Here is a 24577-nt window from a genome sequence, read left to right on the forward strand (position 1 = left end):
ATTTTATTTTTGGCTTATACATTAGTCGCACGGTCGTTTTAAATCAGTGTTTTAGTCATTTCAGCTTACTGAGCCAAGAGGCCTTGACCTATGGGTTACCCATAGGTTCTACACTAAATAACCACTATTTAACCGGTCGGGAGAACAGGCCATGAAAGTTACTGAGCTTGCCAAACGGGGCGGTGTTACCGCTGAGACCGTGCGTCACTACGCTCGTGAGCGGCTACTTGCTCCTCAGCGCCACCCGGATAACGGCTATCAGCTATTTTCGGATACCGACTTAGAGCGGCTGCGTTTTATTCAGCGGGCGCGCAAATTAGGTTTTAGCGTGGCTGAGATTCGCGACATTTTGACCCACGCCGACCAAGGCGACTCTCCCTGCCCACTGGTACGCGACTTACTCGCCAGCCGCCTGCCGCAAATCCGCGCACGTATTGCCGAGCTGGAAGCGCTAGCCGAACGAATGGAACAGGCCATGGAGAGCTGGCAGCAAATGCCCAACGGCTCCCCCGACGGCCACAGCGTGTGCCGCCTGATTGAGAGTTTTCCTGACGCCACGCCTACCAAGGAGACCCCATGAGCGACGCCTCTACCGAAGCCGCCTCAAACGTGAGCCCTGCCAATGGAGTCACCACGCGAACTATTCCTGGCATGAATTGCCAGGCCTGCGTCAAGCGTATGCGCGAGGCAGTACAAAACGGTGACCCAAGTGCCGAAGTGATCGGCACGCCTAGCGAAAAACGCCTAGAGGTTGTTTCATCGCTAACCGACGCCGAGCTTGATCAACGCTTGACCGAGGCGGGCTACCCGCCCGGTGAAGCAGCGCTGGAGGAAGCAGCCCCAGACGGAGCAACTAAGCAACCAGATACCACGCCACCCGCTAAGGCTGAAAAGGCTGCAAGTCCCCCCTCCCAAGGCCAAGGTAAAAAGCAGCGTCTGGCGATTAGCGGGATGACCTGCGCCAGCTGCGTTAAGAGCGTGCAGAAAGCACTAGAGCGAACTGAGGGAGTCGACACCGCCAGCGTCAATTTTGGCACCCACTCCGCCCAGGTGTTTGGCAGTGCAAAGACCCAAGCGTTAATCGCCGCCGTTGAGTCAGCTGGCTATGGCGCCGAACCGATTGTGGATATGCGGGAAGCAGAACGCACTCGTGCAGAGCAGGATGCCAAGACTTACCAAAAACGGCTGCGCGGCAGCGCGATCTCGCTGGCACTGGCGATTCCGCTGATGCTCAGCATGCTTTTTTTCCATCCCCACCCGATGGGCATGGGGCGTCTCTACTGGCTGGTGATCGGCTTGTTAACCTTGGGTATTTTGGCCTTCCCAGGACGCCACTTTTTCGTCAACGCCTGGAAGCAGTTTAAGCATCGCCAAGCCAATATGGATACCCTGGTGGCCATGGGCACCGGCACCGCCTGGCTCTACTCCATGGCCGTGGTGCTGTTTGCGCCGTGGCTGCCAGAAGTCGCTCAGGGGATCTATTTTGAAGCCTCAGCCATGGTGATCGGGCTGATTCTACTCGGCAATGCCATGGAGCTACGTGCCCGGGGCCGCACCAGCGATGCGCTAAAGCGCCTGCTTGATCTACAGAGCCGAACAGCGCGGGTGATTCGCGACGGTCACGAGCAGGAGATTGAGATTGATGCGGTGCGCGCTGGCGACCACGTACGAGTACGCCCCGGCGAGCGTTTACCGGTGGATGGAGACGTCGTTGAAGGCCAAAGCCATATCGATGAGTCGATGCTTACCGGCGAGCCACTCCCCATCGCCAAAAGCGCGGGAGATGAAGTCAGCGCTGGCACGGTGAATGGCAAAGGCGGCTTGATCTATCGCGCCACGCGGGTGGGCACCGACACTCGCCTGGGGCAGATTACCGAACAGGTAGCGAGCGCTCAAAACTCGCGTCCACCGATTGGCGAGCTAGCCGACCAGGTCTCCAGCGTTTTTGTGCCTGCGGTAATGATCATTGCCGTATTGACGGCCCTGGTGTGGTTCAACCTAGGGCCCGCTCCCCAGGTGATCCATATGCTGGTGACGGCGACCACCGTGCTGATTATTGCCTGTCCCTGCGCGCTGGGTCTGGCGACGCCGATCTCGACCATGATCGGCGTCGGTAAAGCGGCAGAGCATGGGGTGCTGGTACGCAGCGGCGAGGCGCTGCAAACCGCTAGCAAGCTGACCACGCTAGTAGTCGATAAAACCGGCACGCTCACCCAGGGCAAGCCCAGCGTCACTGATGCGCAGATGTTTGGCGTAGAGCAATCCACCGCGCTGGCATTGGTGCACGCGCTGGAACGCAGCTCCGAGCACCCATTGGCGGCGGCGTTAATGACCTACGCGGATGAACACGAGGCTAACCCTGCCGAGATTAATGGTTTCGACAGCGTGACCGGTGGCGGAGTAAAAGCCCAAACCGCCGACGGCAAAGCGCTGCTGCTGGGCAATGCACGTCTATTGAGCGAGGTAGGGGTGGATCTCAAGGCGGGTGAAGAGCAAGCACGCGCCCTAGAAGAGCAGGCTCGCACGCTGGTGTACTTGGCGGTGGATGGCAAACTGGCCGCCCTGTTTGGCATCAGCGACCCGCTTCGCCACGACACCGTGGCCGCGATCAAGCGCCTGCAAAAAGACGGCTTAACGATTGTCATGTTAACCGGCGATAACGAGCACACCGCCAAGGCCATTGCTCAGGAAGTGGGTATTGATGAGTACCGCGCAGGCCTGCTACCCGAGGACAAGCACGCTGAGATCGAGCGCCGTCAAAAGGCGGGAGAAATCGTTGGCATGGTGGGCGATGGCATCAATGATGCCCCGGCGCTGGCCCGGGCGAACGTAGGCTTTGCCATTGGCCAAGGCACCGATGTGGCGATTGAGAGCGCGGGCATCACGCTAATGCGCGGCTCGCTGCACGGGGTGGCGTCAGCGATAGAGATCAGCCGCGCCACGCTGCGCAATATCAAACAGAACCTGGTGGGCGCCTTTGGCTACAACCTGCTGTGTATTCCTATCGCGGCGGGGGTGCTCTACCCGCTAACCGGTATGCTGCTCTCACCGATGATAGCGGGCGCTGCCATGTCACTCTCTTCCATCACCGTGGTGAGTAACGCCAACCGCTTGCGGCTATGGAAAACCAGCCAGGAGGACGCCTCATGAGCTTATTGATCAACTTGGCAGGCCTGGGGCTCATTGCACTGATCGTGTGGTGGTTCTGGCTTGGCTAAACGTTTTTAGCTCACTCCAATATATCGCCCTGGCTTATGGTTCAGGGCGATAATCAGGTTGAGCGTCAGCGCCCCTAGTACCGAATAGCCCACGCGGTCCAACGGTAGTTGGGTCAGGGCTACCAGCAGGATAACGCCATCAATGGCCAGTTGAACATAGCCTGCGCGCAGGCCGTGTTTATCCTGCAAGTAGAGCGCGAGGATATTGATACCGCCCAGGCTGGTACGGTGGCGAAACAGCATCAGCATACCAATGCCCATCAGCGCGCCGCCCATCAAGGCGGCGTAGATCGAGGGCACGTTGGCAAATTGCACCCAGCCTTGGGTTAACTCTGAAAACAGCGATACTAAGCCGATGGCGGCAAAGGTGCGTAGGGTAAAACTCCACCCCATCCGCTTCACCGCCAAGTAGTAAAACGGCAGGTTAATGGCAAAAAAGTACACTCCAAAGCCCCAGCCGGTAATGCTGCTGGTGATGTAGCTCAACAGCAGCGCTAAGCCTGCCGTACTGCCGGTCAATAGCACCGCATGGGTGTAAAAGGTCACTCCCAGCGCGACAAAGAACGTGCCCAGCAGCATCGCCATCATATCTTCATAGGGGCGATGCTGATCCTTGGGTAAATCTTCCACGCGCATGGGGCGTCCTTACTTAAGTTGCCAGTAGATGATACAATGTACAGCTTAAATTGGGCTGGCGTGCTCGACCATCAACTGCAGCGTCTCGCGGCCGCGCCAGCGGTTACGGTTAAGCTTATAAGCACAGTGCAGTGTATCCCCCACGTTAAACCCAGGCAGTTCCCCTGGCGTTAAGGCACGAAACCAGATGGCTTTGCAGGTCACCGGGCCAGTGGAGAGTTCCAGCATCAGGTGCGCGCCGTCAGCACCCACCGGGCGCAGCGCCTCGACAATAAAGCGGCCTTCAAACAGCGGCGGATCAAACTCCCGCCCGTAGGGCCCAAGGGTTTCTATCTCTTGCAAGGTGGTCAGCGAAAGCTGTGCCGTGGAGAGCTCGCCATCCGTCCATAGGCGCGGATAGAGCGTTCGTCCCTCCAGCTGTTCGCCTACGGCCCTCAGGAAAGCCGCTTTAAAGGCGTCAAGCTGATCCCGTGGCACGCCTACGCCTGCCGCACCACTATGGCCGCCAAAGCGCGGTAACGCCTGGGGAGCAAGCTCAAAGGTGCGCTGTAGGGCATCACGCAGGTGCAGCCCATCAATCGAGCGGCCGGAGCCGGTTAGCATACCCGGTGCCGAGGCTTGTGTTAGCACCAGCGCCGGGCGCCCGTAGGCCTGCACCAATCGCGAGGCGACGATACCCTGTACGCCGGGGTGCCCGTCTTCAAGCAGCACCACCACGGCGGGCTCATCGGCGTCCAGAGCTGCTGTGGCAAGAGTGCGCGCCTCGGCGGCCATATCAGCCTCAATCGCTTTGCGGGACTGGTTATCCTGATCCAGCACGTCGAGCTGGCGATTGGCGACCCCATCGTTCTCGGCCAGCATAAAGTGCAGCGCCGCGTAGGGGTCGTCCAGCCGCGAGCGGGCATTAATCCGCGGCCCCATCTGAAACGCTAACGTCTCGGCGTTAAACGGCACACTGTCAGCGCCTAAGCGCGTGGCCATGGCGCGCCAGCACGCTGCATCCATGCGATTGATCAGTTTTAACCCTTGATTGACCACCGCGCGGTTGGCGGGACTGCCCCCCAGGGAGACACAGTCAGCCACGGTGCCCAAAGCTACGTAGGAAAGCCAGGGCGACAGCTTGGGCGTCGACTCTGAAAGCGCCCCCCACTCAATCAGCACGCCGCGGGCGAGTGACATCAACAGCCACGCCACCATACAGCCAGCGATGGTTTTGTCGGGATACTCACAGTCATCACGGGTAGGGTTAACACAGGCGAATGCCGAGCTTGGCGGCCCCTCACTGGGCAGGGCGTGGTGGTCGCTGACTACCACGTCGATACCTGCCGCTTTTAATCGCGCGATACGCGGCTCATCAGAGCTGCCACAATCGGCGGTAATCACCAGGGTCGGAAACGGCTTTTGAGCCAAGGTGCGCTCTACCAGCGGTAGGCTAATCCCATAGCCGTCATGAATACGGTGGCCAATCAGGCTATGTAGCTTGCCCTCTGGCACCCCAAACAGCTCCACCAGCGTGCGCTTAATCACCACGTGGGAGGTAATGCCATCCACGTCGTAGTCGGTGAGAATGCCGATGGCCTCACCCTCTGCCACCGCCTGAGCGATACGTTCGGCGGCGCGGCGACCGTCAGCCAGTTTCTCCGGGTGGGCCAAATAACGCAGGCTAGGTGCGATTAACGGTAGCAACTCACCGCTGTAGCCCGGCAAGCGCGAGGCCAGCAAACGCGCCTGCAGTTCGCTTAGGCCTTCCGCCTGAGCGCGGGCATAAAGCGCCTCATCCACTGGACGAGGCTCTAGGCGCGGCCCGGCCTTGCTAGACGACAGCGTGCGATGGGGTAAATCAGTCACTGAGGCCATTAATACGTCAACGCCGGTTTTCCGCAACGTACTGCTGCACGGCGGCAAGTTCCGCAGGGAGCACTGTGTAGCGCTCTTCGCGCTCAATCAGGTCTTCCATATGCGGCGGCAGTGGCACGCCCAGGAAGCCCGCCTTCACAACGGCCTCGGCGAATTTAGCCGGGTGCGCAGTGGCGAGGGTAATCATTGGCGTTGACTGATCTGCCCGGGCACGCTCGGCAGCACGATAGCCGGTGGCGGTGTGCGGGTCGAGCATTTCACCAGTGCGTTTATGGGCGTCGCGAATCACTTCCAGAATCGTCGCATCGTCCACGCTGTAGCTGGAGAACTTCTCGCGCAGCTTGGCCAGCGGCGCATCGGCCAGCGCCGTGGGTTCCTGCTGGAAGCGCTCAAGCAGCGCCGCCACGGCCAAGCCATCGCGGTCGTAGGCGTCAAACAACAGGCGCTCAAAGTTAGATGACACAACGATATCCATGGAGGGCGCTAAAGTAGCCGCTAGCTCTTTTTTGGAGAAGTCGTTGGCGGCCAGCGTGCGGTGCAGAATGTCGTTGGCGTTGGTGGCGATGATGAACTGCTTCACCGGCAGGCCCATTTTGTAGGCCATATAACCAGCAAACACGTTGCCGAAGTTAGCCGACGGCACGCAGAAGCTCACTTCACGGTGCGGCGCACCCAGCGCAACGCCGGAGGCGATGTAGTAAACGATCTGCGCCATAATGCGCGCCCAGTTGATCGAGTTCACCGCGACCAAGCGAGTACCGTTGAGGAACGACTGATCGGCAAAGCTGGCCTTGACCATCGCCTGGGCGTCATCGAAATTGCCTTCGATGGCAATATTGAAGACGTTATTGGCCAGCACCGAGGTCATTTGTCGGCGCTGTACTTCCGAGACCCGGTTGTGCGGGTGCAGGATAAAGATATCCAGGTTGTCGCAGTGGCGACAGCCTTCAATCGCCGCCGAGCCGGTATCGCCAGAGGTCGCACCCATGATCACCGCACGCTCGCCACGCTTTTTCAGGAAGTGGTCGAGCAGGCGGCCGAGCAGCTGTAGCGCTACGTCTTTAAATGCCAGGGTCGGGCCGTGGAACTGCTCAAGCAGGAAGTGATTGGCATCCAGCTGTTTGAGCGGCAGCACGGCGTCGTGATTAAAGGTCGCGTAGGCCTCGGTCACGATGTTGCGGAAGGTCTCGTCGTCGATCTCACCGTTCACAAACGGCTTCATCACCCTAAAGGCGATTTCCGCATAGGAGAGCCCGGCCATGTCGGCCAGCTCTTCCCGGGAGAACTCAGGCATTGTTTCCGGCACATAGAGGCCGCCGTCGCTGGCCATACCGGTGAGCACCACTTCTTCAAAGGAGAGCGCGGGCGCCTGCCCGCGCGTGCTGATATAGCGCATCTAGGCTTACTCCCCTTCACTCAAGCTTTCCACGCGAATACGCGTGACGGGGCCCGCAATATCGGCCATGGATTCGATTTCGCGAATCGCTGCGTTCATCTGCTTCTCTTTAGTACGGTGTGTGAGCAGAATGATCGGCACCAGCTCGCCTTCGGTCGCCTCTTTCTGAATCAGTGCCTCGATCGAGATGCCCTGCTCAGATAGAATCGTGGCCACCCGCGCCAACACGCCGGGGCGATCCACCGCCAGCAGGCGCAGGTAGTAGGCCGTGATGATATCTTCCATCGGCATGATGGGCAGTTGGCTGACATCTTCGTCGATGCCGCTAAACGCCAGGTACGGCACCCGGTAGCGGTGCTCGGTGGAGATATCCCGCGCCACGTCGAGTAAATCGGCCACCACCGCTGATGCAGTCGGCTCGGCGCCGGCGCCAGCGCCGTAGTAGAGCGTCGGCCCTACCGCGTCGCCCATTACTGCAATAGCATTTTTTACGCCATGAACATTGGCCAGCAGGCGCTCTTTAGGAATCAGCGTGGGGTGAACCCGCAGTTCCAGGCCTTGATCGGTACGCTTGGAGATACCCAGATGCTTGATCACGTAGCCAAGGTTGTCGGCTTGCTCGACGTCTTCCGCAGTAATCCGTGAAATGCCTTCGGTGAAGGCTTTCTCGAACTGCAGCGGCACGCCGTAGGCAATCGAGGCCAAAATCGTCAGTTTGTGTGCCGCATCGATACCTTCCACGTCAAAGGTGGGGTCAGATTCGGCGTAGCCTAGCGCCTGGGCTTCTGCGAGCACGTCTTCAAACGCCCGGCCTTCATCGCGCATATGGGTAAGAATATAGTTGCCGGTGCCGTTGATAATTCCCGCTACCCATTCAATGCGGTTGGCACCCAGGCCTTCGCGCAGCGATTTGATCACCGGAATGCCGCCTGCGACTGCAGCTTCGAATGCCACGATGACGCCCTTTTCGTGAGCGGCTTTGAAGATTTCGTTGCCATGCACCGCAATCAGCGCCTTGTTGGCGGTAACCACGTGCTTGCCGTTTTCAATGGCGGTGAGCACCAGCTCGCGGGCGATATCGTAACCGCCAACGAGCTCCACCAGGACATCCACATTGGGGTTGGTCGCGACTTCAAACACATCGGAGGTGGCATTGATGCCGGTAATATCGCAGTCAGGATGAATACTGCGGTGAGCAACCTGCTCAATCACAATAGGGCGGCCAGCACGACGCGCAATATCATCAGCGTTGCGAGTCAATACGTTAAAGGTGCCGCCACCGACAGTACCTAGACCACAAATACCTACTCTTACCGGTTTCAAAATACTTCCCCTTTCGTGTTGTGCACCTGGTGGTGCTGGCCTTAATTACGGTTTTGAATTCGATCTTAAAGACCGTGCCTCAGCGCTTTGTATTATCTTTCAATGTGACGTCATTCGTCATCTAAGCCTAACATGGCAAAGAGCCGCTCGGGGGGCACAAAGCCCGGCACCAGTTGCCCATTGGGCAAAATAATTGCTGGCGTGCCTTGTACGCCCAGTGCCTTACCCAGATCATACTGCCCCGCCACAGGATTGTCGCAGTCTGCTGCACTGGAAATAGTCTCGCCTTCTTTGGCTTGAGTCATCGCTTCGCTGCGATTATCCGAGCACCACACCTGCTGCAGCATGGTGGCAGTCTGGCTGCCCATGCCCGCACGGGGAAAGGCCATATAGTGAACGGCGATACCACGCTCATTCAACTCCGGAATGGTGTCGTGTAACCGCGCGCAATAGGGGCAAGTAGGATCGGTAAATACCGTCACTGTTGCTTTCGGTTCATCGGCACCGCGGAAGATCACTAGCTCACTCTCAGGCACTGCCGCCAGCGCATCTGCACGCTCTTGGTTCTGCTCTTGCTCGGTCAAGTTGACCAACCCGTCGGGTGCATTTTCATATAGGTCGCCGACCAGGAAGTGGCTGCCGTCTGCATTGGAGTAGAAAGATTCGCCGTTCTCCAACCGCACGTGATAAACGCCATCCATAGGCGTTTCGGTGACCGCTTCCACGGGCATCGACTGGCCATTGACGCTAAGTGTTTCAGCCAAACGATCTGCCACGTCGTCAGCCTGTGCAGCGGAAGGTAGCAGGCTGGCAGTTAGCAAACACGCCAGCATCGAGGAAGGTGTCAGTAAAGGTAGTGTTACAAAACGGCGTTGACGCATCATCAATTCAACCTCGTGGGTGATGTTCAGCATGTAGGCTTTCCAAGCGCGCCTGGGCTACATGGGTATAAATTTGGGTCGTCGACAGATCGCTATGACCCAACAGCAGCTGTACGACCCGCAAATTGGCCCCATGATTCAATAAATGGGTGGCAAATGCATGGCGAAGCGTATGGGGCGACAGTGGCCGGGTAATCCCTGCCGTTATGGCATGCACCTTAATCCGGTGCCAAAACGTTTGCCGGGTCATCGCTTTGTCACCCCGCCCAGGAAACAGCGCGGGGCGTGTTGGGTCGCTCATCAGCGCCAACCGTGCAGTCTGCATATAGTGCGCCAGCCAATCTGCGGCCTCTTCGCCCATGGGAACCAAGCGGTCTTTATCGCCTTTACCACGCACCCTAACCACGTTTTGGCGCAGATTGACCGCATCACCAGTGAGCCCTACCAGCTCTGATACCCGTAAGCCACAGGCGTACAGCAGCTCCAGCATGGCACGGTCACGAACCCCCAAAGGAGTCTCCGTATCCGGCGCCAAGAGTAGGCGCTCAACCTCGTCCTCTTCCAAGGTATTAGGCAAGCCGGGTATGACCCGCGGTAGTTTGATATCAGTCAGTGGGTCACTTTCCACTTGGTTGTTTAAACGCCCCCAACGGTAGAAGCTGCGCAGCGTCGACAGCAGCCGGGCATTACTGCGCAGTTGATACCCCTCCTCCCGGCGATTGGCCAGCCACTCACTGAGGCGCTCCGGCGGCGGCGCCAGAAGGGCTTCACCGTGGCTCTCCAGGTGGCTCTGCCAGGCGGTTAAATCACGCCGATAGGCGGCTAACGTATGATCGCTGGCGCCCTGCTCAAGCCAGAGAGCATCTAAAAATGCATCGATAACGCTCATACGTTAGTCACCTCAAGCCGCTTTTGTTGAGCGGATAAACAAAACCCCGCCCCGCAAAGCGGTGACGGGGTCTTGGTATCCGGGCGCGACGCCTGTTCGAGAACAGCGTGCGCCCGAGGAGCAGTGGCGTTTAAGCCAGCTTTTCCTTGATACGTGCAGAACGACCACTGCGCTCGCGCAGGTAGTAAAGCTTGGCTTGACGCACGTCACCGCGACGCTTGACTTCGATAGAGTCAACCAGCGGGCTGTAGGTCTGGAAGGTACGCTCAACGCCAACGCCGTGAGAAATTTTACGCACGGTGAAAGCGGAGTTCAGGCCACGGTTACGCTTACCGATGACTACACCTTCAAACGCCTGCAGACGCTCGCGAGTACCTTCTTTTACTTTTACCTGAACGACAATGGTGTCGCCGGGGGCAAAGGGAGGAATTTCTTTGCCCATTTGCTCAGATTCGATCGCCTGGATCACTTTGCTTTTACTGCTCATCATCATACTCCTGAATAACGTGTTGGCTTGACCGCTCAATCATGGGTGGCGGAAGCCGTGATCCCGGCGCTCGAAACGAGCTACGCGGGAGTCGTTATGGGTGACACAGGTGCGCATACGCCCTGCACCGCCGCTCTGGCCTACTCAGTTTTAGCTGACAGAGCGTGTTCTTCGATAAACTCGTTCAACAGCTTACGCTGTTCGGCATCTAACGGCCGCCCTTCCAACAGGTCTGGACGACGCTGCCATGTACGCCCGAGTGACTGCTTTAACCGCCAGCGCTTGATGGCTGCATGATTACCGCTTAACAGCACATCCGGCACTTGGCGCCCGTCGATGACTTCTGGACGGGTATAGTGCGGGCAGTCTAACAGACCGTCATTAAACGAGTCTTCGATAGCGGAATCCTGATGACCCAGTACACCGGGAATCAGCCTTGCCGCTGCATCAATCAGCACCATCGCTGGCAGCTCACCGCCGCTCAACACATAGTCGCCAATCGACCACTCTTCATCGATGTCACTCTCCACCACGCGTTCATCAATGCCTTCATAGCGCCCTGCCACGACCACTAAAGGCCCGGCGGAAGCCAGTGCTTGAACGCCCTGCTGATCCAGCTTACGCCCCTGGGGCGAGAGGTAGATCACCGTCGGCACTAAGCCGGTGGCTTTCTGCGCCCGTTCCCGGGCGGCAAAGATCGCTGCGCGCAGGGTGTCGACTTTCATCAACATGCCTGGACCACCACCATAGGGGCGGTCATCGACGCTGCGGTGGCGGTCAGTGGCATAATCCCGCGGGTTCCAAAACTCCAGTGCAATACGCTGTTTTTCTACCGCTCTGCCGACCACACCCTGTTGCGTGAGCGCGTCGAACATCTCAGGAAACAACGACACTACACCAATCCACATTGCAGGCACTGCTGCTTCGCTCGCCGTTTCCGGCGCGTTGCCACTATCCAACTCGGTTGAGTCGGTAGATGCATCATTGCTCAAACTGTTCATAAGTTTGGTCAAAACTCAGGATCCCAATCGACGACCATACGGCCCTCTTGGGAACTGATTTCGATAATGACGTCGTCTGGCAAAAATGGCAGCAGTCGCTCGCGCTTGTCGATTGACTCTGAATCGCCGCGAACCACCATGACATCGTTGGCGCCGGTTTCAAACAGGTAGCTTACCCGTCCTAGCCGTTCGCCGGCCTGAGTGAAGACCGCCATGCCTTCAAGCTCATGCCAATAATACTCATCGTCGGAAAGCTCAGGCAGCGCCTCTTTGGGCATCAAGATATCCGTTTGGGCTAATGCTTCCGCCGCACTACGGTCATCGACCCCTTTAAGCTGCACCACAAGTCCTTTGCCCTGCCGACGCCCTTGAACAATGCTTATGCGCTTCAGGGTTTCACCTTGGCGCACCCACCATTCCGGGTATTCAAGAATGCTGTCCATTGGGCTAGTGTAGGAGTACACCTTGAGCCAACCTTTCACCCCATAAGGGCTAGTCAGCTTGCCTAGCACCACATGCGTGTCGTCAGTTTGGCTTATTTCAAAACGCGTCATCGACGACCTCAGCTACCCAGCACTCACTTTCTCACACAATAAGTCTCAGACAACAAGACTCAAAATCAGGCTTAGGCCTGTTTGCGTGCTTCTTTTACCAGCTCAGCAACACGACCAGACAGCTGGGCGCCTTGGCTCTGCCAGTGAACAACGCGGTCTAGGTCAACGCGCAGACGCTCTTCCTGACCACGGGCAACCGGGTTGAAGAAGCCGATACGCTCGATGAAACGACCGTCGCGAGCGTTACGCGAGTCGGTAACGGTCAGGTGGTAAAAGGGACGCTTCTTGGCGCCACCACGGGCCAAACGAATGGTAACCATACGATAACTATCCTTCGGTTGAGGTTACGAGAGTGTGTTTATAGCGCTAACCGCTATCGGAACACTCGTCGTGCTGTTTTCTTGGCGCTAAACTGGCACACGACCACATAAAGCGGCTTGCATGACCTTTTTTAACACCATTAAGGCCTTCATTGAGCGCTGCTACTGCTACGTTTTGACGTATTTGGGCAGCACCCACGCATGAAGAGGCCGCATTCTACGCAAATGCGCCCGGCTTGGAAAGCCTGACAGCCAGAAAACTGATAGGTCGTCAACCTCACCAAGCGCATCAGTACGTTACTATTGGCGTCTTAGCGCCGCGGCAATCCACCGGGGCCGCCCATTCCACCGGGCCCACCTGGGCCGCCGCCACCCATCATGCCGGACATGCCACGCATCATTTTCTGCATGCCGCCCTTCTGGCCTGCTTTCTTCATCATTTTCTGCATCTGCTTATGCTGCTTAAGCAGGCGATTGAGGTCAGGCACTTGCAGACCGGCCCCCGAGGCAATGCGGCGCTTGCGCGAGCCATTGATAATGTCGGGCTTGCGGCGCTCTTTAGGCGTCATGGAATTAATTAGTGCTTCCAACTTGCCCAGCTCTTTCTCGGGACCAGGGCCTTGAGCCATCTCAGCCATCTGCCCCATACCCGGCAACTTGCCCATTAGGCCACCCATACCGCCCATCTTCTTGAGCTGCTGGAGCTGATCGCGAAAATCTTCCAGGTCAAAGCCATCACCCTTCTTGACCTTTTTGGCCAACTTCTCGGCTTTGGACTTATCGACGGTGCGCTCGGCTTCCTCGATCAGCGACAGCATGTCGCCCATCCCCAGGATGCGCGAGGCGACTCGGTCTGGGTGGAACGGCTCCAGGGCGTCGACTTTTTCACCGACACCCATAAATTTGATCGGTTTACCGGTAATGTGACGCACAGACAGCGCCGCACCGCCGCGAGCATCACCGTCCGCTTTGGTCAGAATCACACCGGTTAGCGGCAGCGCTTCGCTGAACGCCTTGGCGGTATTGGCAGCGTCCTGGCCGGTCATGGCGTCGACGACAAACAGCGTTTCCTGAGGCGAGACCGCTTTATGCAGTGCCTGGATCTCCGCCATCATGGCTTCATCAATCGCCAGTCGACCGGCGGTATCAATCAGCACCACATCGTGAAACTGGATCTTGGCGTGCTTGATGGCCGCTTCGGCAATCGCCACCGGCTGCTGGTCAGAGCGCGAGGGGAAGAAGTCCACTTCGACTTCTTTGGCCAGGGTTTCGAGCTGATCGATCGCTGCCGGGCGATAAACGTCGGCAGACACTACCAAGACCTTCTTCTTCTCGCGTTCGCGCAGGTAGCGGGCCAGTTTGGCCACAGAGGTGGTTTTACCCGCACCCTGTAGGCCGGCCATCAATACAACGGCGGGGGAACCCTTAAGCACAAAGCCGTCGTTGGCTTCGCCCATAATCGCTTCCAGCTCTTGCTGGACGATTTTGACGAACTGCTGGCCTGGCGACAGGCTTTTGGATACTTCCTGCCCGACCGCCCGCTCGCGCACGCGCTCAATAAACTCCTTGATGACCGGCAGTGCTACGTCGGCCTCAAGCAGTGCGCGGCGTACTTCGCGCAGGGTATCTTTAATATTGTCGTCGGTCAGGCGAGCCTGACCCTTGATCGACTTTAACGTCTGGGAAAGACGCTCACTTAGATTCTGGAACATGGGGCCTCTCTGCCTCCGTCACTGCCGTCGGCGCGCACGCCCTGGACTCATTAGTAAAAAGATTATACGCGCTCATGCTTTGAGTCTCCATGGGCGAGTGCCAGCGATCCTGCCTGGGCAAGCTGACGCAAGGGCGCTGTTAACCCATCCATGGGCGCTACTTTCGCCATCCATGGCGAAAGACCCTTGCTTACAGCTTTCCCTGGCATTCCTGCATACTTACTCCGAGTCTTTAACTATTTTCATGCGTTTACCCCGCTGGGCGACGCCGCTTGGATTAGTTATAGTAGTTGGATAGATTCTCGTCGTAATCACACTTAATTCGTTTATTTATTCACCGCAACGCGCTGCAAGGCGCACGGATAGCATCATGCAGGCGCTACCTTTCGCCACGATTGCTTTTGTTCTTTATGTTGCCGCTGCCATTTGGCAAGGCATGACGCTGTTCCGGCGTGTGCCGCCTCGCCAGGGCATGGTGCGCCTGCTCGCTGTGCTGGGCTTACTGCTGCACATTCCTGTGGTGGTCAAATTAGTCGGCCAATCCCCTGGCCTACTGCCCGGCTTTACCACCAGCGCCACATTGCTGATGGCGGTTGCGGTCAACGTCGTGCTAGTTGCCAGCCTTTTTAAACCGGTGCTTAACGCCGGGATTGCACTCTTCCCGCTGGCGGGTATTGCACTACTCGCCGCCACGTGGCTGCCGAATCAGGGCGGCCATACCGGGCTTACACCGGGCATTTTATTGCATGCGATAAGTTCAGCGCTGGCGTTTGCCGTGCTGGCGATTGCCGCCGTCCAAGCGGTGCTGGTCGGCCTACAGAACCAGGCGCTGCGCCACCATCATATTCGCGGCATTGTGCAGTCGCTACCGCCGCTCACCACCATGGAGCGGGTACTTTTTGAACTGGTGTGGGCGGGCATTATCCTGCTGACGCTCTCCATCGCGAGCGGGCTTATTTTCCTGGATAACTTCTTTGCCCAGCACTTGGCGCACAAAACCGTACTCTCGCTACTGGCCTGGGTAATCTTCACGACCCTGTTGGTTGGTCGTTATCGCTTTGGTTGGCGCGGCATGCGTGCCGTGCGCTGGACACTGGGCGGTTGCGGCCTGCTGGTGCTGGCCTACTTTGGCAGTAAGTTCGTACTTGAGGTTGTACTCAATCGATAGCGGCTCAACCGCTACCGCGGGCGTTACCACGCCTTTGGTTGTCTTGACACACTACTCGCTACCTTCTACAAATCGAGCCTAATCCGCCACAAAGGACTTTTCGACTTGAGCGACGACTTCCCCCTGGGGTTACTGTTCGGCCTGCTAGCCTTACTGATACTGCTTTCTGCGTTTTTCTCCAGCTCTGAAACCGGCATGATGTCGATTAACCGCTACCGCTTGAGCCATCAAGCCAACAGCGGTGACCGCAGAGCCAAACGGGTCATGCGCCTGCTCACCCGCCCAGACCGCCTGATTGGCGTTATCCTGATCGGCAACAACTTCGTCAACAACCTGGCGGCCTCAATTGCGACCATTATCGCCATTCACTTCTTCGGCGACGTATCTGGGCCTGCAATCTCTACTGCTCTGTTGACCATCACGATTCTTATTTTTGCCGAAGTAACGCCGAAGACCTACGCCGCGATTAAACCCGAGCGGATCGCCTACCCGACCTCCTACGCCCTTGAGCCGCTGCTAAAGCTGCTTTACCCGCTCGTATGGCTGGTTAACGTGATGTCTAACGGCCTGCTCCGGTTGGTGGGCGTTAAAAGCGTTGATAACGGGGGCGATAGCCTGACCCGTGATGAGCTGCGCACGGTGGTTCACGAAGCGGGCACGCTGATCCCCTACCGCCACCGGGCAATGCTGCTATCTATTCTCGATCTTGAGAACGTCACCGTGAACGACATCATGGTGCCACGCCACGAAGTGCTGGGTATCGACCTGGATGATTCGCTCGAAGATATTTTGACCCAGATTCGCACCAGCCAGCATACCCGGCTACCGGTTTATAAAGGTGATATCAATAATATTATCGGCATGCTGCATCTGCGCAACGCGGCACGCTTTCTCTCCCGGGACGAAGTTACCAAGGCATCGATTGTTCAAGAGGCACGGGAGCCCTACTTTATTCCCGAGTCCACACCGCTCCATACCCAACTGCTCAACTTTCAAAAGCAGAAACGGCGCATCGGCATTGTGGTGGATGAGTACGGCGACGTAGAGGGCTTGGTCACCCTGGAAGATATTCTGGAAGAGATCGTGGGCGAGTTCACCACCGATGTCTCTGAAGATGAAGAGATTCACCAGCAGGACGACGGCAGCCATGTGATTGAAGGCACCGCCAATATTCGTGAGATTAACAAGATGCTCGGCTGGCAGCTGCCTACCGATGGCCCCAAAACGCTCAACGGGTTAATTCTTGAGCACCTTGAAGCTTTCCCAGAAGGCCCAGCATGCCTACAGATCGGCAATATGCGCATGGAGATTCTGGAGATCCGCGATAATCTCATTACCTCAGCACGCTGCTGGCAAAAGCTGCGGGCGCCACGCCGCTAATCAATGATAAGCGAGTTAATGGCGGTTGGCCAGATCCTGGTCAGCCGCTGCCTTTAGTGCTCTAACCCGCGCTTCGAGAAACCGCCGCAGCGCTATGTCATCGGCGTCCAGACGGTTGAGCGGGGGCCCAAAGTGCAGGCTCACCGGCGCCCGAAAACGCTTAGGGCACTTCTTTAGCGCCTTGCCATCATGGTGAGATGTCCACGACCCCCACAAGCCTGCTAACCCTGCCGGAACCACCGGCACATCGTCCCTGGCGAGAATAGCCTCTAGGCCACGCCGAAAGGCGTGAATTTCGCCATCAGGGGTCAATCGCCCTTCAGGAAAGACCATCACAACCTGCCCCTGGCGCAGCGCTGAGCTCACGTCATCCAGAGCGCGCCTCAGGGCGCCGGGGCTGCGTCGTTCAGACTCAATAGGGATTGCGCCAACCAGCTGAAACCACCATTTAAGCCAAGGCGAGTCAAAAATCGGTTGATCCATCACAAAGCGCAGCGGTCGGGGGCTAGCACCACCTAACACCAAGGCATCCATAAAACTGACGTGGTTACACACCACCAGCGCGGCCCCCTGCTTGGGGATATGCTCACGCCCATGCACCTGCAGCCGGTAGCAGAGGCGCATTGAGACAAAGATCAGCCAGCGCAGCGCCTGACGAGCCGCATTGACCCACCCACTCACGTCGCCGCCTCACGATGGCGTAGGCCCGCCAGAATGGTGCTCATCAGTTGATCCAGCAGCTCATCTACTTTTAATTGCTGACCCTGCCAATAGCCCAATCGCTCATTAAGCCCTAGCTGAACTAAACCATGCACGCTGCCCCACAGCGTGCGCCCCAAACGGCGGGCTTCGAGATCATCCAGCGCTGGCTGGTAGGATTTAAGCGACGCTTCTACTTGGGTAAACAGCGCTTCGATCAAATCGCTCTGACGCTGATCAAGCTCGCCTTCTTGGGCCAGCGGGTAATCAAACAGCAGTTGCCAGCGGTAACAATCCTGCTCGGCGAACCGCCAGTAGGCACGCGCCAGCGAACGTAGCCATGGCTCAGGGTCATCGTCGATCAGGCTGGTAATGGTGTGCTGTAAACGCGCCAACGTTTCCACATTGACGTGCTGCAATAAATTATTGAAGCTGCCATATAGCTTCAATAGGGTGCTGGGGGCACAGCCGACCTCTCTGGCCAGGGCACGCAGTGAGAGACCATGGACTGGCTGCTCAGCCAACCACTCATCACAAGCGTGCATGACCTGCGCATGGAGGGCATCGGGCGCATGCTGTCTAGGACGGGCCATGGCAATCTCTTAAGGTCAACGGCAAACAAGAAGGAAGCCTCACTGCGCTTTAGCGGGAGCAAGGGATAAGATAGGATACCTTACATCGAACACTGTTTTCGACACTAAAACGCTACATTTCGTGCTTTATTGCGCGCAGTCCCCCGCCATCCAGGTACACTTCCACGACGATTCTGCTTAAGGAGATAGCTATGACGGGGCGATTGCATGTGCAAAATTTACCGCTGACCCGCTTATTGCCAACGCTAGCCACTCCTGAACCGTTGATTGAGTCGCCTAATCTAGCGCCTCGTAGGCCAATCTCTGCTATTCGCTTAGAGCAGGGGCAGTACCGGCTCTCATCGCTATTCTGGGGCCTGACGCCACCCTGGCTGGAGGTGCTGGATCATGCCCCCCACTGCGCCCGGGCGGAAACCCTTGAATCACGGGCGATGTTTCGCGATGCCTTTAGCGCTCGCCGCTGCGTTATTCCGGTCAGCGGTTTCTATGTATGGAAAACCCAGCCCCGCAGCAAGCAACCCTATTTGGTGACCCAGGTATCCCGGGCGCCGTTGCTATTGGGCGCACTATGGTGCCGCTACCACACCACGTTAACGGCGTTTACCGACTCTGCCGCACTGATCACCGTGCCCGCCAACCTGCTGTTATCGCCGTTAACCGACCGCCTGCCGGTCACTATACCCAACCATGCGTTATCCGCCTGGCTCGACCCAGACACCGATACCGAAACGCTTAATTCACTGTTAGCACCCGCACCATTGGAACTGTTGGGCGCTTTTCCGGTATCTAAACATGTCAATAATCCCGCCTACCAGTCACCGGCCTGTGCCCATCCTACCGGGTCGATGCTGCGTTGGGCTGTGTCACAGGAGCTGTAATGTTGCGATCCACTTGCATAACCCGCTGGCGTGTTTTCCCACAGTGCGCAGTGATTGGCGTTATCGCCAGCATCGCGTTAACACCACAGGCCTTCGCGGCCACCGATGACGCCGTTGCCGACGCCGTTGCCGACGCCATTGCTGACACAGTCACCCCGATCATTAGCCCCTATGACAGCCGCGACTACCGGGTTTTGACGCTCGAGAACGGCCTCAATGTGCTGCTGGTCAGCGACCCGGAGGCAGACAAGGCGGCAGCGTCGATGAATGTGCGAGTAGGCAGCGCCCAAGATCCTGATGACCTTAAGGGGTTAGCACACTTTCTAGAGCATATGCTGTTTTTAGGCACCGAGCCCTACCCGGAATCTGATGCCTACCAGCGCTATATTTCCAATAACGCGGGCTCTCACAACGCCTTTACCGCGCAGCAGGATACCAATTACTTCTTTGATATTGAGCCATCGGCACTGCCGGGCGCGCTTGACCGTTTCAGCGAATTTTTCCTCTCGCCGCTATTTAACGCCGACCACCTGGAGAGCGAACGCAATATCGTTCACTCGGAGTACATGGCGCGTATTCGAGATGAGTCCCGTCGCGAAAACGATGTGCTCAACCAACTGCTCAACCCTGACAACCCCACCACCGGATTTGCCGTGGGTAGCCGGGAAACCTTAGCCAGCCCGCCTGAAGGAGAGGCAACGCTACGCGAGCGGGTGATCGATTTTTATCACCAGCATTACGACGCCAATGTAATGAACCTGGCGATTGTTGCACCACAGCCGTTGGATCAGTTGGAGGAGTGGGTAGCCGAGCGCTTTGCCGATATTCCCGACAACGACTTAAGCGTGCCGACGATTGACGCGCCGCTGGTTGATTCAGACACGCTACCCCGCTATATCGAGCGCCAGTCGCTGCAGGATCGTCGTCAATTACGCTTCTACTTCCCAGTACCCGACCCCACTGACGACTACCGTACAAAGCCGACCCAGGTAATCGCCCACCTGCTTGGCGATGAAGGTGAAGGTAGCCTGTTAGCGGTGCTGCGCGATGCAGGACTGGCCGATGGGCTTTCCGCCGGTGTGGGGCGCGGCGATGGCAACGAAGCACTATTCACTATTTCCATCAGTCTGACGCCCGCAGGCGCCGAGCGCCTAGACGATATTGAAGCCACCCTGTTTGCCGCCATTGATCAACTGCGTAATGATGGCCTCGCCGAATGGCGCTACGAAGAGCAGGCAAAACTCAATGAGCAGGCCTTCCGCTTTCAGCAGTATGGCGCCCCACAGCAGGAAGCCACTCGCCTTTCAATGAGCCTATCTCGCTACCCGGTAGAGGACGTGCAGTACGCGGCCTACCGCATGGATGGCCCCGATGCAGAGCGCCAGCAGGTTTATCTTGACGCGCTAACACCGGACAACATGCTGCGTTTCTACTCAGCACCGGATATCGAAAGCGACACTGTCTCCCCTTGGTTCAATACCCAATGGGACGAGCAAGTACCCGAACAGCCGGGCCAGCCCCTGAGCGGTTTGGCACTCCCGGGGCCCAACCCCTTTATCGCCAGTGACCTGACGCTGTTGGAAGGCCAGGATGAGCGCCCCAGCCTACTGGTCGAAACACCATCGTTTACCGCTTGGCACATGCAGGATGAGCGCTTTAACACTCCCACAGTTGAGTGGCGGGTCAGTCTGCAAAGCCCCACCGCCAGCTACTCCGCCCATGAAGCAGTGCTCACTCGGCTACTCGCCAGCTGGCTTAACGACAGTTTGAATGAATCCCTCTACCCAGCGTGGTTGGCAGGGCAGTCGTTTAGCGCTTATCCCCACGCCAGGGGCATAACACTATCGTTCTCAGGCTGGCGTGATGGCCAAACCCCGCTGATTGAACAAGCCCTAGAGCAATTAGAGAGCGCAGAAATCACCGACAGTGCTTTCGAGCGGGTGCGTTATCAGCTGCAGCGCGAGTGGCGTAACGCACCCCAGGCGTCACTCTACGGTCAAGCTAGCCGCACGCTGGGCGAAGCTTTACTCACACCACAGTGGTCTACCGCTGAGCTACTTGCCGCCAGCGAGCGCTTTGACAGTGGTCACCTGGAAGATTTTCGCCAGCGCTTTCTAGATAACCTGTACGTCGATGCCATGGCGGTGGGCAACCTGGACGCTGACCTGGCACGTGAACAAACACAGCTGATGCGTACCAGGCTAAAACCGCGGTTAAACCGCGATGATATTGCTAACCTCACCCCACTTGCAGCAAGTGATGAGCACAGCGTGCTGCACCCTCACAGCTCTCGGGATGAGTCCTTGGTTCTGCGCTATCTGCAAGGCCGCGATCAGACGCCAGAGGAACAAGCCACCACCGCGGTGATCGCCCAGTGGCTGGAAACACCGTTCTACCAGCAACTGCGCACCGAGCAGCAGCTCGGCTACATCGTGAATGCCGGCTATTCGCCGCTGCTCGAAGCGCCAGGGGTTGCCCTTATGGTGCAATCACCCGACGTAGACAGCGGCACCATCGCCGAACGCATGGATGTGTTTCTTGATGAGGCTAACCAGCGCCTTGAACAACTCAGCGACGCTGACTTAGCGCCTTATCGCCAGGCTGTTCACGACCAGTTACGCCAACGCGATACCAGCCTTGCGGGCATGGCCAACCGCTATTGGCAAGCCACCGCGTTGGAAGATGTGCGCTTTGATCGCCGCGACCAACTGGCCGAACTAGTGCTGAACGTTAGCCTTGAGGATATTAAGGCCCTATGGCCATCGCTGCGCGAGCACACTCTGGACATACGCTTCAACCCCGGCGACGAACCCAGCGATGTCAGCGATTATCGTGAAGAGCGCTCACCCCTGCCCAAAGTGCGTGATGACAATGCGTAAAGAGAACTCCCTACAGGAGTGACCTAAACGGGTACCGGCTCAGGCGTCAAAGGCTTGAGCCGGCATCATGGCTTCCACGAACATCACCAGCTCTTCCAAAATCTGCCGCTCGCGATCAGTAAGGGTTTGCTGATTGTACTGAGCGATTTCCCGCGCAAACGCCTTGAGGGTAAAGCCCGCCAGGGCCGGATCATTGATCCGCATCCAGCGAAACGCTTCCCACTGCTCGCGCTCTTCGCCTTCCAACGTGTCGGGGTAACTGCGTGCACGAAAGCGAAACAACATCTCTTCCAAGCGCGGATCCTGAAACGCAAAGCGCTGCCCTACCAAATCCCACGGCTCCATCTCTCGCACCCGCTCCATCTGCTGACGGTCGGCAGCCGAGAAGAAACTGCCTGAGTAGAGCATTAGATCAGGGTCTTGTGGCGCATCGTCGTAGCCAGCACTAAATACCTCTGCGACTTTTGCGGCGACACCGCTGGCATCGCGCAGGGCTTTCCAGTGCTGCCGACAAGCCACCACATCCAAGCCTAAGCGCGCGACGATGGTGCCATACTCACCCTGTTGAGGCCCCTCAACGTCTTTCAAAGCACTGGCGGGAAACACCACCGGGCAACGGTTGATATGAATCACCTTCAGCGGAATCCGCGCCTCGCCTTCGGCTAGATCCTGCTGACTGACAAACACGCGCTCACGAACCTGCTCCGCCGACATACTCAGCATATCGCTAGGATCAACGCTCAAATCGTAAACGATCACCCCATTAGGATTTGTCGGGTGTTCGGCCAGCGGCATGACTAACGCACTACAGCCCCGGCTGGCGGGATAACGACGGGAGATATGCAGCAGCGGTTTGGCGTTGGGCAGGTCAAGCTGCTTAGCCACCGCGCGCTTACCGCGCAAACCGAGTAAATAGTCGAACAGCTTCGCATTGCGCGCCTTGAGCAAGCGGGCCAACGCGATCGTGGCCCGTACATCGGCTACCGCATCGTGGGCACCCTCATGGGCAATGCCGTTAGCTGCAGTTAAGTGCTCAAGCTTGAAGCTGGGTGCGCCGTCTTCGCGCAGCGGCCACTCAATGCCATCAGGACGCAGCGCATAAAAGGCGCGCACAACATCGATTAAATCCCAACGGGAATTGCCGTTTTGCCACTCACGGGAATAAGGGTCGAGCAAATTGCGGTAAAACAGATGGCGGGAGACTTCGTCATCAAAACGCAGGCTGTTGTAACCCACCACGCAGGTGCCCGGCTCACTCATATGGCGCTGAATCTCGCCCGCGAATTCTGCTTCGGGCAAACCATGGCGTTGGGCTTTTTGAGGCGTAATACCGGTAATCAAACAGGCGGCAGGATGAGGCAGGTAATCATCGGCGGGCTTGCAGTAGAGCTCGATCGGCTCGCCGATCTCGTTCAGGTCAGCATCAGTGCGCAGGGCTGCGAACTGTGCGGGCCGATCGCGACGCGGATCCGCCCCGAAGGTTTCATAGTCATGCCATAGAAAACTGGCAGGGGCAGCATTGGGTGGCGCCATGAACAATCACTCCGCTGGGCAGTTAAAAGCCCAAGCCTAGCACACCCGCCGCCCCTTTCGCCGCGTCTTCAGCGCTTAGGGTTAGCTTTTGGGGAGCGTAACGTTCAGTTCAAGCACTGAGCAGTTGTCTTCGCTGTCCAAGGAGATTTGAATGGCGTCGTCATCCACATGGACATAGCGACGGATCACCTCAAGTAGCTCGCGCTCAAGCATCGGCATATAGTCGGGCTGCCCGCGCTGGCTACGCTGATGCGCCACAATAATTTGCAAACGTTCTTTGGCTACCGAGGCGGATTTTCTGCGCTCACGCTTCAAGAACTCAAGCAGTTTCATCGACGACCTCCCCCGAACATACGGCTCAGCAGGCCTTTGCGTTGCATTTCATGGAAACGCAGCGGCATGTCTTCGCCGAGCAGGCGCGATACCGTATCGCTGTACGCTTGGCCCGCATCGCTGGAGATATCGTGGGTAACGGGCACGCCCTGATTAGAGGCACGCAGCACGGCCTCAGACTCAGGAATCAAGCCCAGCAGGTTAATCGCCAAAATTTCGCGGATATCATCGAGCGTCAGCATATCGCCTGAGGTCACACGCTCGGGATTATAGCGAGTCACCAACAGGTGCTCTTTGATAGGGTCTTCGCCCTGTTCGGCACGTCGGGTTTTAGAGGCCAGCAGCCCCAAAATACGGTCAGAGTCGCGCACTGACGACACTTCCGGGTTGGTGACCACAATCGCCTCGTCGGCAAAGTACATGGCCAACTGTGCACCACGCTCAATACCGGCAGGTGAATCGCAAAGAATGAAATCGAAATCTTCTTTCAATTTCTCCAGAATCTCCGCGACCCCCTCTTGGGTCAAGGCGTCTTTATCACGGGTTTGAGAAGCTGGCAAAATAAACAGATTCTCGACGCGCTTATCACGAATCAGCGCCTGGTTAAGCCCCGCTTCGCCTTGAATCACGTTGACTAAATCATACACCACGCGTCGTTCGCAGCCCATGATCAGGTCGAGATTCCGCAGGCCCACATCAAAATCAATTACGACTGTTTTTTTACCGCGCAGCGCAAGCCCCGTAGAGATGGCTGCCGCGCTAGTGGTTTTACCGACCCCTCCTTTACCAGAGGTCACTACAATTATCTTGGCCAAGAGTCACTTCCTTCTTGAAGTCGTT

General features: G+C 57.5%; 22 protein-coding genes. 6 read left to right on the forward strand and 16 right to left on the reverse strand.

What is annotated here, in order from left to right; genetic code table 11:
- The first annotated feature begins 151 nt into the window (after positions 1–151).
- Both HZS52_RS01625 and HZS52_RS01630 read left to right on the forward strand, forming a co-directional pair.
- A complete protein-coding gene (locus tag HZS52_RS01625; RefSeq protein WP_022520224.1) occupies positions 152–580 on the forward strand; it encodes a MerR family transcriptional regulator in 429 nt (142 codons plus the stop codon).
- Positions 577–3150 carry a heavy metal translocating P-type ATPase gene (locus tag HZS52_RS01630; RefSeq protein ID WP_190374052.1) on the forward strand — a complete coding sequence of 858 codons (2574 nt, stop codon included), beginning with the start codon at positions 577–579 and terminating at the stop codon, positions 3148–3150. Before HZS52_RS01625 ends, HZS52_RS01630 begins: the two co-directional genes overlap by 4 nt.
- 74 nt (positions 3151–3224) lie before the next feature.
- Here the strand turns inward: HZS52_RS01630 and HZS52_RS01635 are convergent, their stop codons facing one another.
- The 11 genes from HZS52_RS01635 to ffh form a co-directional block, all read right to left on the reverse strand.
- The gene (locus HZS52_RS01635; RefSeq protein ID WP_022520226.1) at positions 3225–3854 is read right to left on the reverse strand and encodes a YitT family protein; all 630 of its coding nucleotides are present in this window, start codon (positions 3852–3854) and stop codon (positions 3225–3227) included.
- 45 nt (positions 3855–3899) lie between these two features.
- Complete coding sequence (locus HZS52_RS01640; RefSeq protein ID WP_190374053.1) at positions 3900–5711, reverse strand: single-stranded-DNA-specific exonuclease RecJ; 1812 nt, start codon at positions 5709–5711, stop codon at positions 3900–3902.
- Positions 5712–5718: 7 nt separating this feature from the next.
- Positions 5719–7107 carry a threonine synthase gene (thrC, locus tag HZS52_RS01645; protein ID WP_138800381.1) on the reverse strand — a complete coding sequence of 463 codons (1389 nt, stop codon included), beginning with the start codon at positions 7105–7107 and terminating at the stop codon, positions 5719–5721.
- Positions 7108–7113: 6 nt separating this feature from the next.
- A complete protein-coding gene (locus HZS52_RS01650) occupies positions 7114–8430 on the reverse strand; it encodes a homoserine dehydrogenase (protein ID WP_009288268.1) in 1317 nt (438 codons plus the stop codon).
- 110 nt (positions 8431–8540) lie between these two features.
- Positions 8541–9344 carry a DsbC family protein gene (locus HZS52_RS01655; RefSeq protein ID WP_190374054.1) on the reverse strand — a complete coding sequence of 268 codons (804 nt, stop codon included), beginning with the start codon at positions 9342–9344 and terminating at the stop codon, positions 8541–8543.
- Positions 9319–10200 (reverse strand): site-specific tyrosine recombinase XerD, encoded by an 882-nt coding sequence (gene xerD / locus HZS52_RS01660; RefSeq protein ID WP_190374055.1) that lies wholly within the window; start codon positions 10198–10200, stop codon positions 9319–9321. Before xerD ends, HZS52_RS01655 begins: the two co-directional genes overlap by 26 nt.
- A 130-nt stretch (positions 10201–10330) precedes the next feature.
- The gene (rplS, locus tag HZS52_RS01665) at positions 10331–10687 is read right to left on the reverse strand and encodes a 50S ribosomal protein L19 (protein ID WP_027957738.1); all 357 of its coding nucleotides are present in this window, start codon (positions 10685–10687) and stop codon (positions 10331–10333) included.
- Between the two features lie 140 nt (positions 10688–10827).
- Positions 10828–11595: a tRNA (guanosine(37)-N1)-methyltransferase TrmD gene (gene trmD, locus HZS52_RS01670; protein ID WP_027957737.1), complete on the reverse strand. Its 768-nt coding sequence runs from the start codon at positions 11593–11595 to the stop codon at positions 10828–10830.
- A gap of 101 nt (positions 11596–11696) precedes the next feature.
- On the reverse strand, positions 11697–12242 hold the full coding sequence (gene rimM, locus HZS52_RS01675; RefSeq protein WP_027957736.1) for a ribosome maturation factor RimM: 546 nt from the start codon (positions 12240–12242) through the stop codon (positions 11697–11699).
- 71 nt (positions 12243–12313) lie between these two features.
- Positions 12314–12562 (reverse strand): 30S ribosomal protein S16, encoded by a 249-nt coding sequence (rpsP, locus tag HZS52_RS01680; RefSeq protein WP_007111767.1) that lies wholly within the window; start codon positions 12560–12562, stop codon positions 12314–12316.
- Between the two features lie 311 nt (positions 12563–12873).
- Complete coding sequence (gene ffh, locus HZS52_RS01685; protein ID WP_027957735.1) at positions 12874–14274, reverse strand: signal recognition particle protein; 1401 nt, start codon at positions 14272–14274, stop codon at positions 12874–12876.
- 370 nt (positions 14275–14644) lie between these two features.
- Between ffh and HZS52_RS01690 the strand changes: the two genes are divergently transcribed.
- Together HZS52_RS01690 and HZS52_RS01695 are read left to right on the forward strand one after the other, a co-directional pair.
- Positions 14645–15442 (forward strand): cytochrome C assembly family protein, encoded by a 798-nt coding sequence (locus tag HZS52_RS01690; RefSeq protein WP_190374056.1) that lies wholly within the window; start codon positions 14645–14647, stop codon positions 15440–15442.
- A gap of 105 nt (positions 15443–15547) precedes the next feature.
- Positions 15548–16822, forward strand: coding sequence for an HlyC/CorC family transporter (locus HZS52_RS01695; protein WP_009288263.1), 1275 nt, complete (start codon positions 15548–15550; stop codon positions 16820–16822).
- Between the two features lie 15 nt (positions 16823–16837).
- On the opposite strand, the gene HZS52_RS01700 is transcribed toward HZS52_RS01695, so the two are convergent.
- Entirely contained in the window at positions 16838–17446 is a 609-nt protein-coding gene (locus HZS52_RS01700) for a 1-acyl-sn-glycerol-3-phosphate acyltransferase (RefSeq protein WP_217920682.1), read from the reverse strand.
- Between the two features lie 53 nt (positions 17447–17499).
- Positions 17500–18114: a TetR/AcrR family transcriptional regulator gene (locus tag HZS52_RS01705; protein ID WP_027957733.1), complete on the reverse strand. Its 615-nt coding sequence runs from the start codon at positions 18112–18114 to the stop codon at positions 17500–17502.
- Positions 18115–18305: 191 nt separating this feature from the next.
- Here HZS52_RS01705 and HZS52_RS01710 point away from each other — a divergent pair, with 191 nt between their 5' ends.
- Positions 18306–18992 carry an SOS response-associated peptidase gene (locus tag HZS52_RS01710; RefSeq protein WP_022520239.1) on the forward strand — a complete coding sequence of 229 codons (687 nt, stop codon included), beginning with the start codon at positions 18306–18308 and terminating at the stop codon, positions 18990–18992.
- Entirely contained in the window at positions 18992–21871 is a 2880-nt protein-coding gene (locus HZS52_RS01715; protein ID WP_190374057.1) for an insulinase family protein, read from the forward strand. The genes HZS52_RS01710 and HZS52_RS01715 overlap by 1 nt, the downstream gene beginning before the upstream one ends.
- A gap of 39 nt (positions 21872–21910) precedes the next feature.
- On the opposite strand, the gene sbcB is transcribed toward HZS52_RS01715, so the two are convergent.
- The 3 genes from sbcB to minD form a co-directional block, all read right to left on the reverse strand.
- Positions 21911–23404, reverse strand: a complete 1494-nt coding sequence (sbcB, locus tag HZS52_RS01720; RefSeq protein WP_039860366.1) for an exodeoxyribonuclease I — start codon at positions 23402–23404, stop codon at positions 21911–21913.
- A gap of 81 nt (positions 23405–23485) precedes the next feature.
- The gene (gene minE / locus HZS52_RS01725) at positions 23486–23737 is read right to left on the reverse strand and encodes a cell division topological specificity factor MinE (RefSeq protein WP_007111776.1); all 252 of its coding nucleotides are present in this window, start codon (positions 23735–23737) and stop codon (positions 23486–23488) included.
- Positions 23734–24552 carry a septum site-determining protein MinD gene (minD, locus tag HZS52_RS01730; RefSeq protein ID WP_027957730.1) on the reverse strand — a complete coding sequence of 273 codons (819 nt, stop codon included), beginning with the start codon at positions 24550–24552 and terminating at the stop codon, positions 23734–23736. Before minD ends, minE begins: the two co-directional genes overlap by 4 nt.
- Positions 24553–24577: the final 25 nt, after the last annotated feature.

The sequence above is a fragment of the Vreelandella titanicae genome, from assembly GCF_014697095.1.
GTDB classification, from domain to species: domain Bacteria; phylum Pseudomonadota; class Gammaproteobacteria; order Pseudomonadales; family Halomonadaceae; genus Vreelandella; species Vreelandella titanicae.

What these genes read in the sequence shown, in the direction of transcription:
- HZS52_RS01700 (WP_217920682.1), bottom strand. Translation starts at nt 17,446, where the DNA reads ATGCGCCTCTGCTACCGGCTGCAGGTGCATGGGCGTGAGCATATCCCC.
- rimM (WP_027957736.1), bottom strand. Translation starts at nt 12,242, where the DNA reads ATGACGCGTTTTGAAATAAGCCAAACTGACGACACGCATGTGGTGCTA.
- rplS (WP_027957738.1), bottom strand. Translation starts at nt 10,687, where the DNA reads ATGAGCAGTAAAAGCAAAGTGATCCAGGCGATCGAATCTGAGCAAATG.
- thrC (WP_138800381.1), bottom strand. Translation starts at nt 7,107, where the DNA reads ATGCGCTATATCAGCACGCGCGGGCAGGCGCCCGCGCTCTCCTTTGAA.
- HZS52_RS01630 (WP_190374052.1), top strand. Translation starts at nt 577, where the DNA reads ATGAGCGACGCCTCTACCGAAGCCGCCTCAAACGTGAGCCCTGCCAAT.
- rpsP (WP_007111767.1), bottom strand. Translation starts at nt 12,562, where the DNA reads ATGGTTACCATTCGTTTGGCCCGTGGTGGCGCCAAGAAGCGTCCCTTT.
- sbcB (WP_039860366.1), bottom strand. Translation starts at nt 23,404, where the DNA reads ATGGCGCCACCCAATGCTGCCCCTGCCAGTTTTCTATGGCATGACTAT.
- HZS52_RS01655 (WP_190374054.1), bottom strand. Translation starts at nt 9,344, where the DNA reads ATGCTGAACATCACCCACGAGGTTGAATTGATGATGCGTCAACGCCGT.
- HZS52_RS01710 (WP_022520239.1), top strand. Translation starts at nt 18,306, where the DNA reads ATGACGGGGCGATTGCATGTGCAAAATTTACCGCTGACCCGCTTATTG.
- HZS52_RS01705 (WP_027957733.1), bottom strand. Translation starts at nt 18,114, where the DNA reads ATGGCCCGTCCTAGACAGCATGCGCCCGATGCCCTCCATGCGCAGGTC.
- minE (WP_007111776.1), bottom strand. Translation starts at nt 23,737, where the DNA reads ATGAAACTGCTTGAGTTCTTGAAGCGTGAGCGCAGAAAATCCGCCTCG.
- HZS52_RS01635 (WP_022520226.1), bottom strand. Translation starts at nt 3,854, where the DNA reads ATGCGCGTGGAAGATTTACCCAAGGATCAGCATCGCCCCTATGAAGAT.
- ffh (WP_027957735.1), bottom strand. Translation starts at nt 14,274, where the DNA reads ATGTTCCAGAATCTAAGTGAGCGTCTTTCCCAGACGTTAAAGTCGATC.
- HZS52_RS01625 (WP_022520224.1), top strand. Translation starts at nt 152, where the DNA reads ATGAAAGTTACTGAGCTTGCCAAACGGGGCGGTGTTACCGCTGAGACC.
- trmD (WP_027957737.1), bottom strand. Translation starts at nt 11,595, where the DNA reads ATGTGGATTGGTGTAGTGTCGTTGTTTCCTGAGATGTTCGACGCGCTC.
- xerD (WP_190374055.1), bottom strand. Translation starts at nt 10,200, where the DNA reads ATGAGCGTTATCGATGCATTTTTAGATGCTCTCTGGCTTGAGCAGGGC.
- HZS52_RS01715 (WP_190374057.1), top strand. Translation starts at nt 18,992, where the DNA reads ATGTTGCGATCCACTTGCATAACCCGCTGGCGTGTTTTCCCACAGTGC.
- HZS52_RS01690 (WP_190374056.1), top strand. Translation starts at nt 14,645, where the DNA reads ATGCAGGCGCTACCTTTCGCCACGATTGCTTTTGTTCTTTATGTTGCC.
- HZS52_RS01640 (WP_190374053.1), bottom strand. Translation starts at nt 5,711, where the DNA reads ATGGCCTCAGTGACTGATTTACCCCATCGCACGCTGTCGTCTAGCAAG.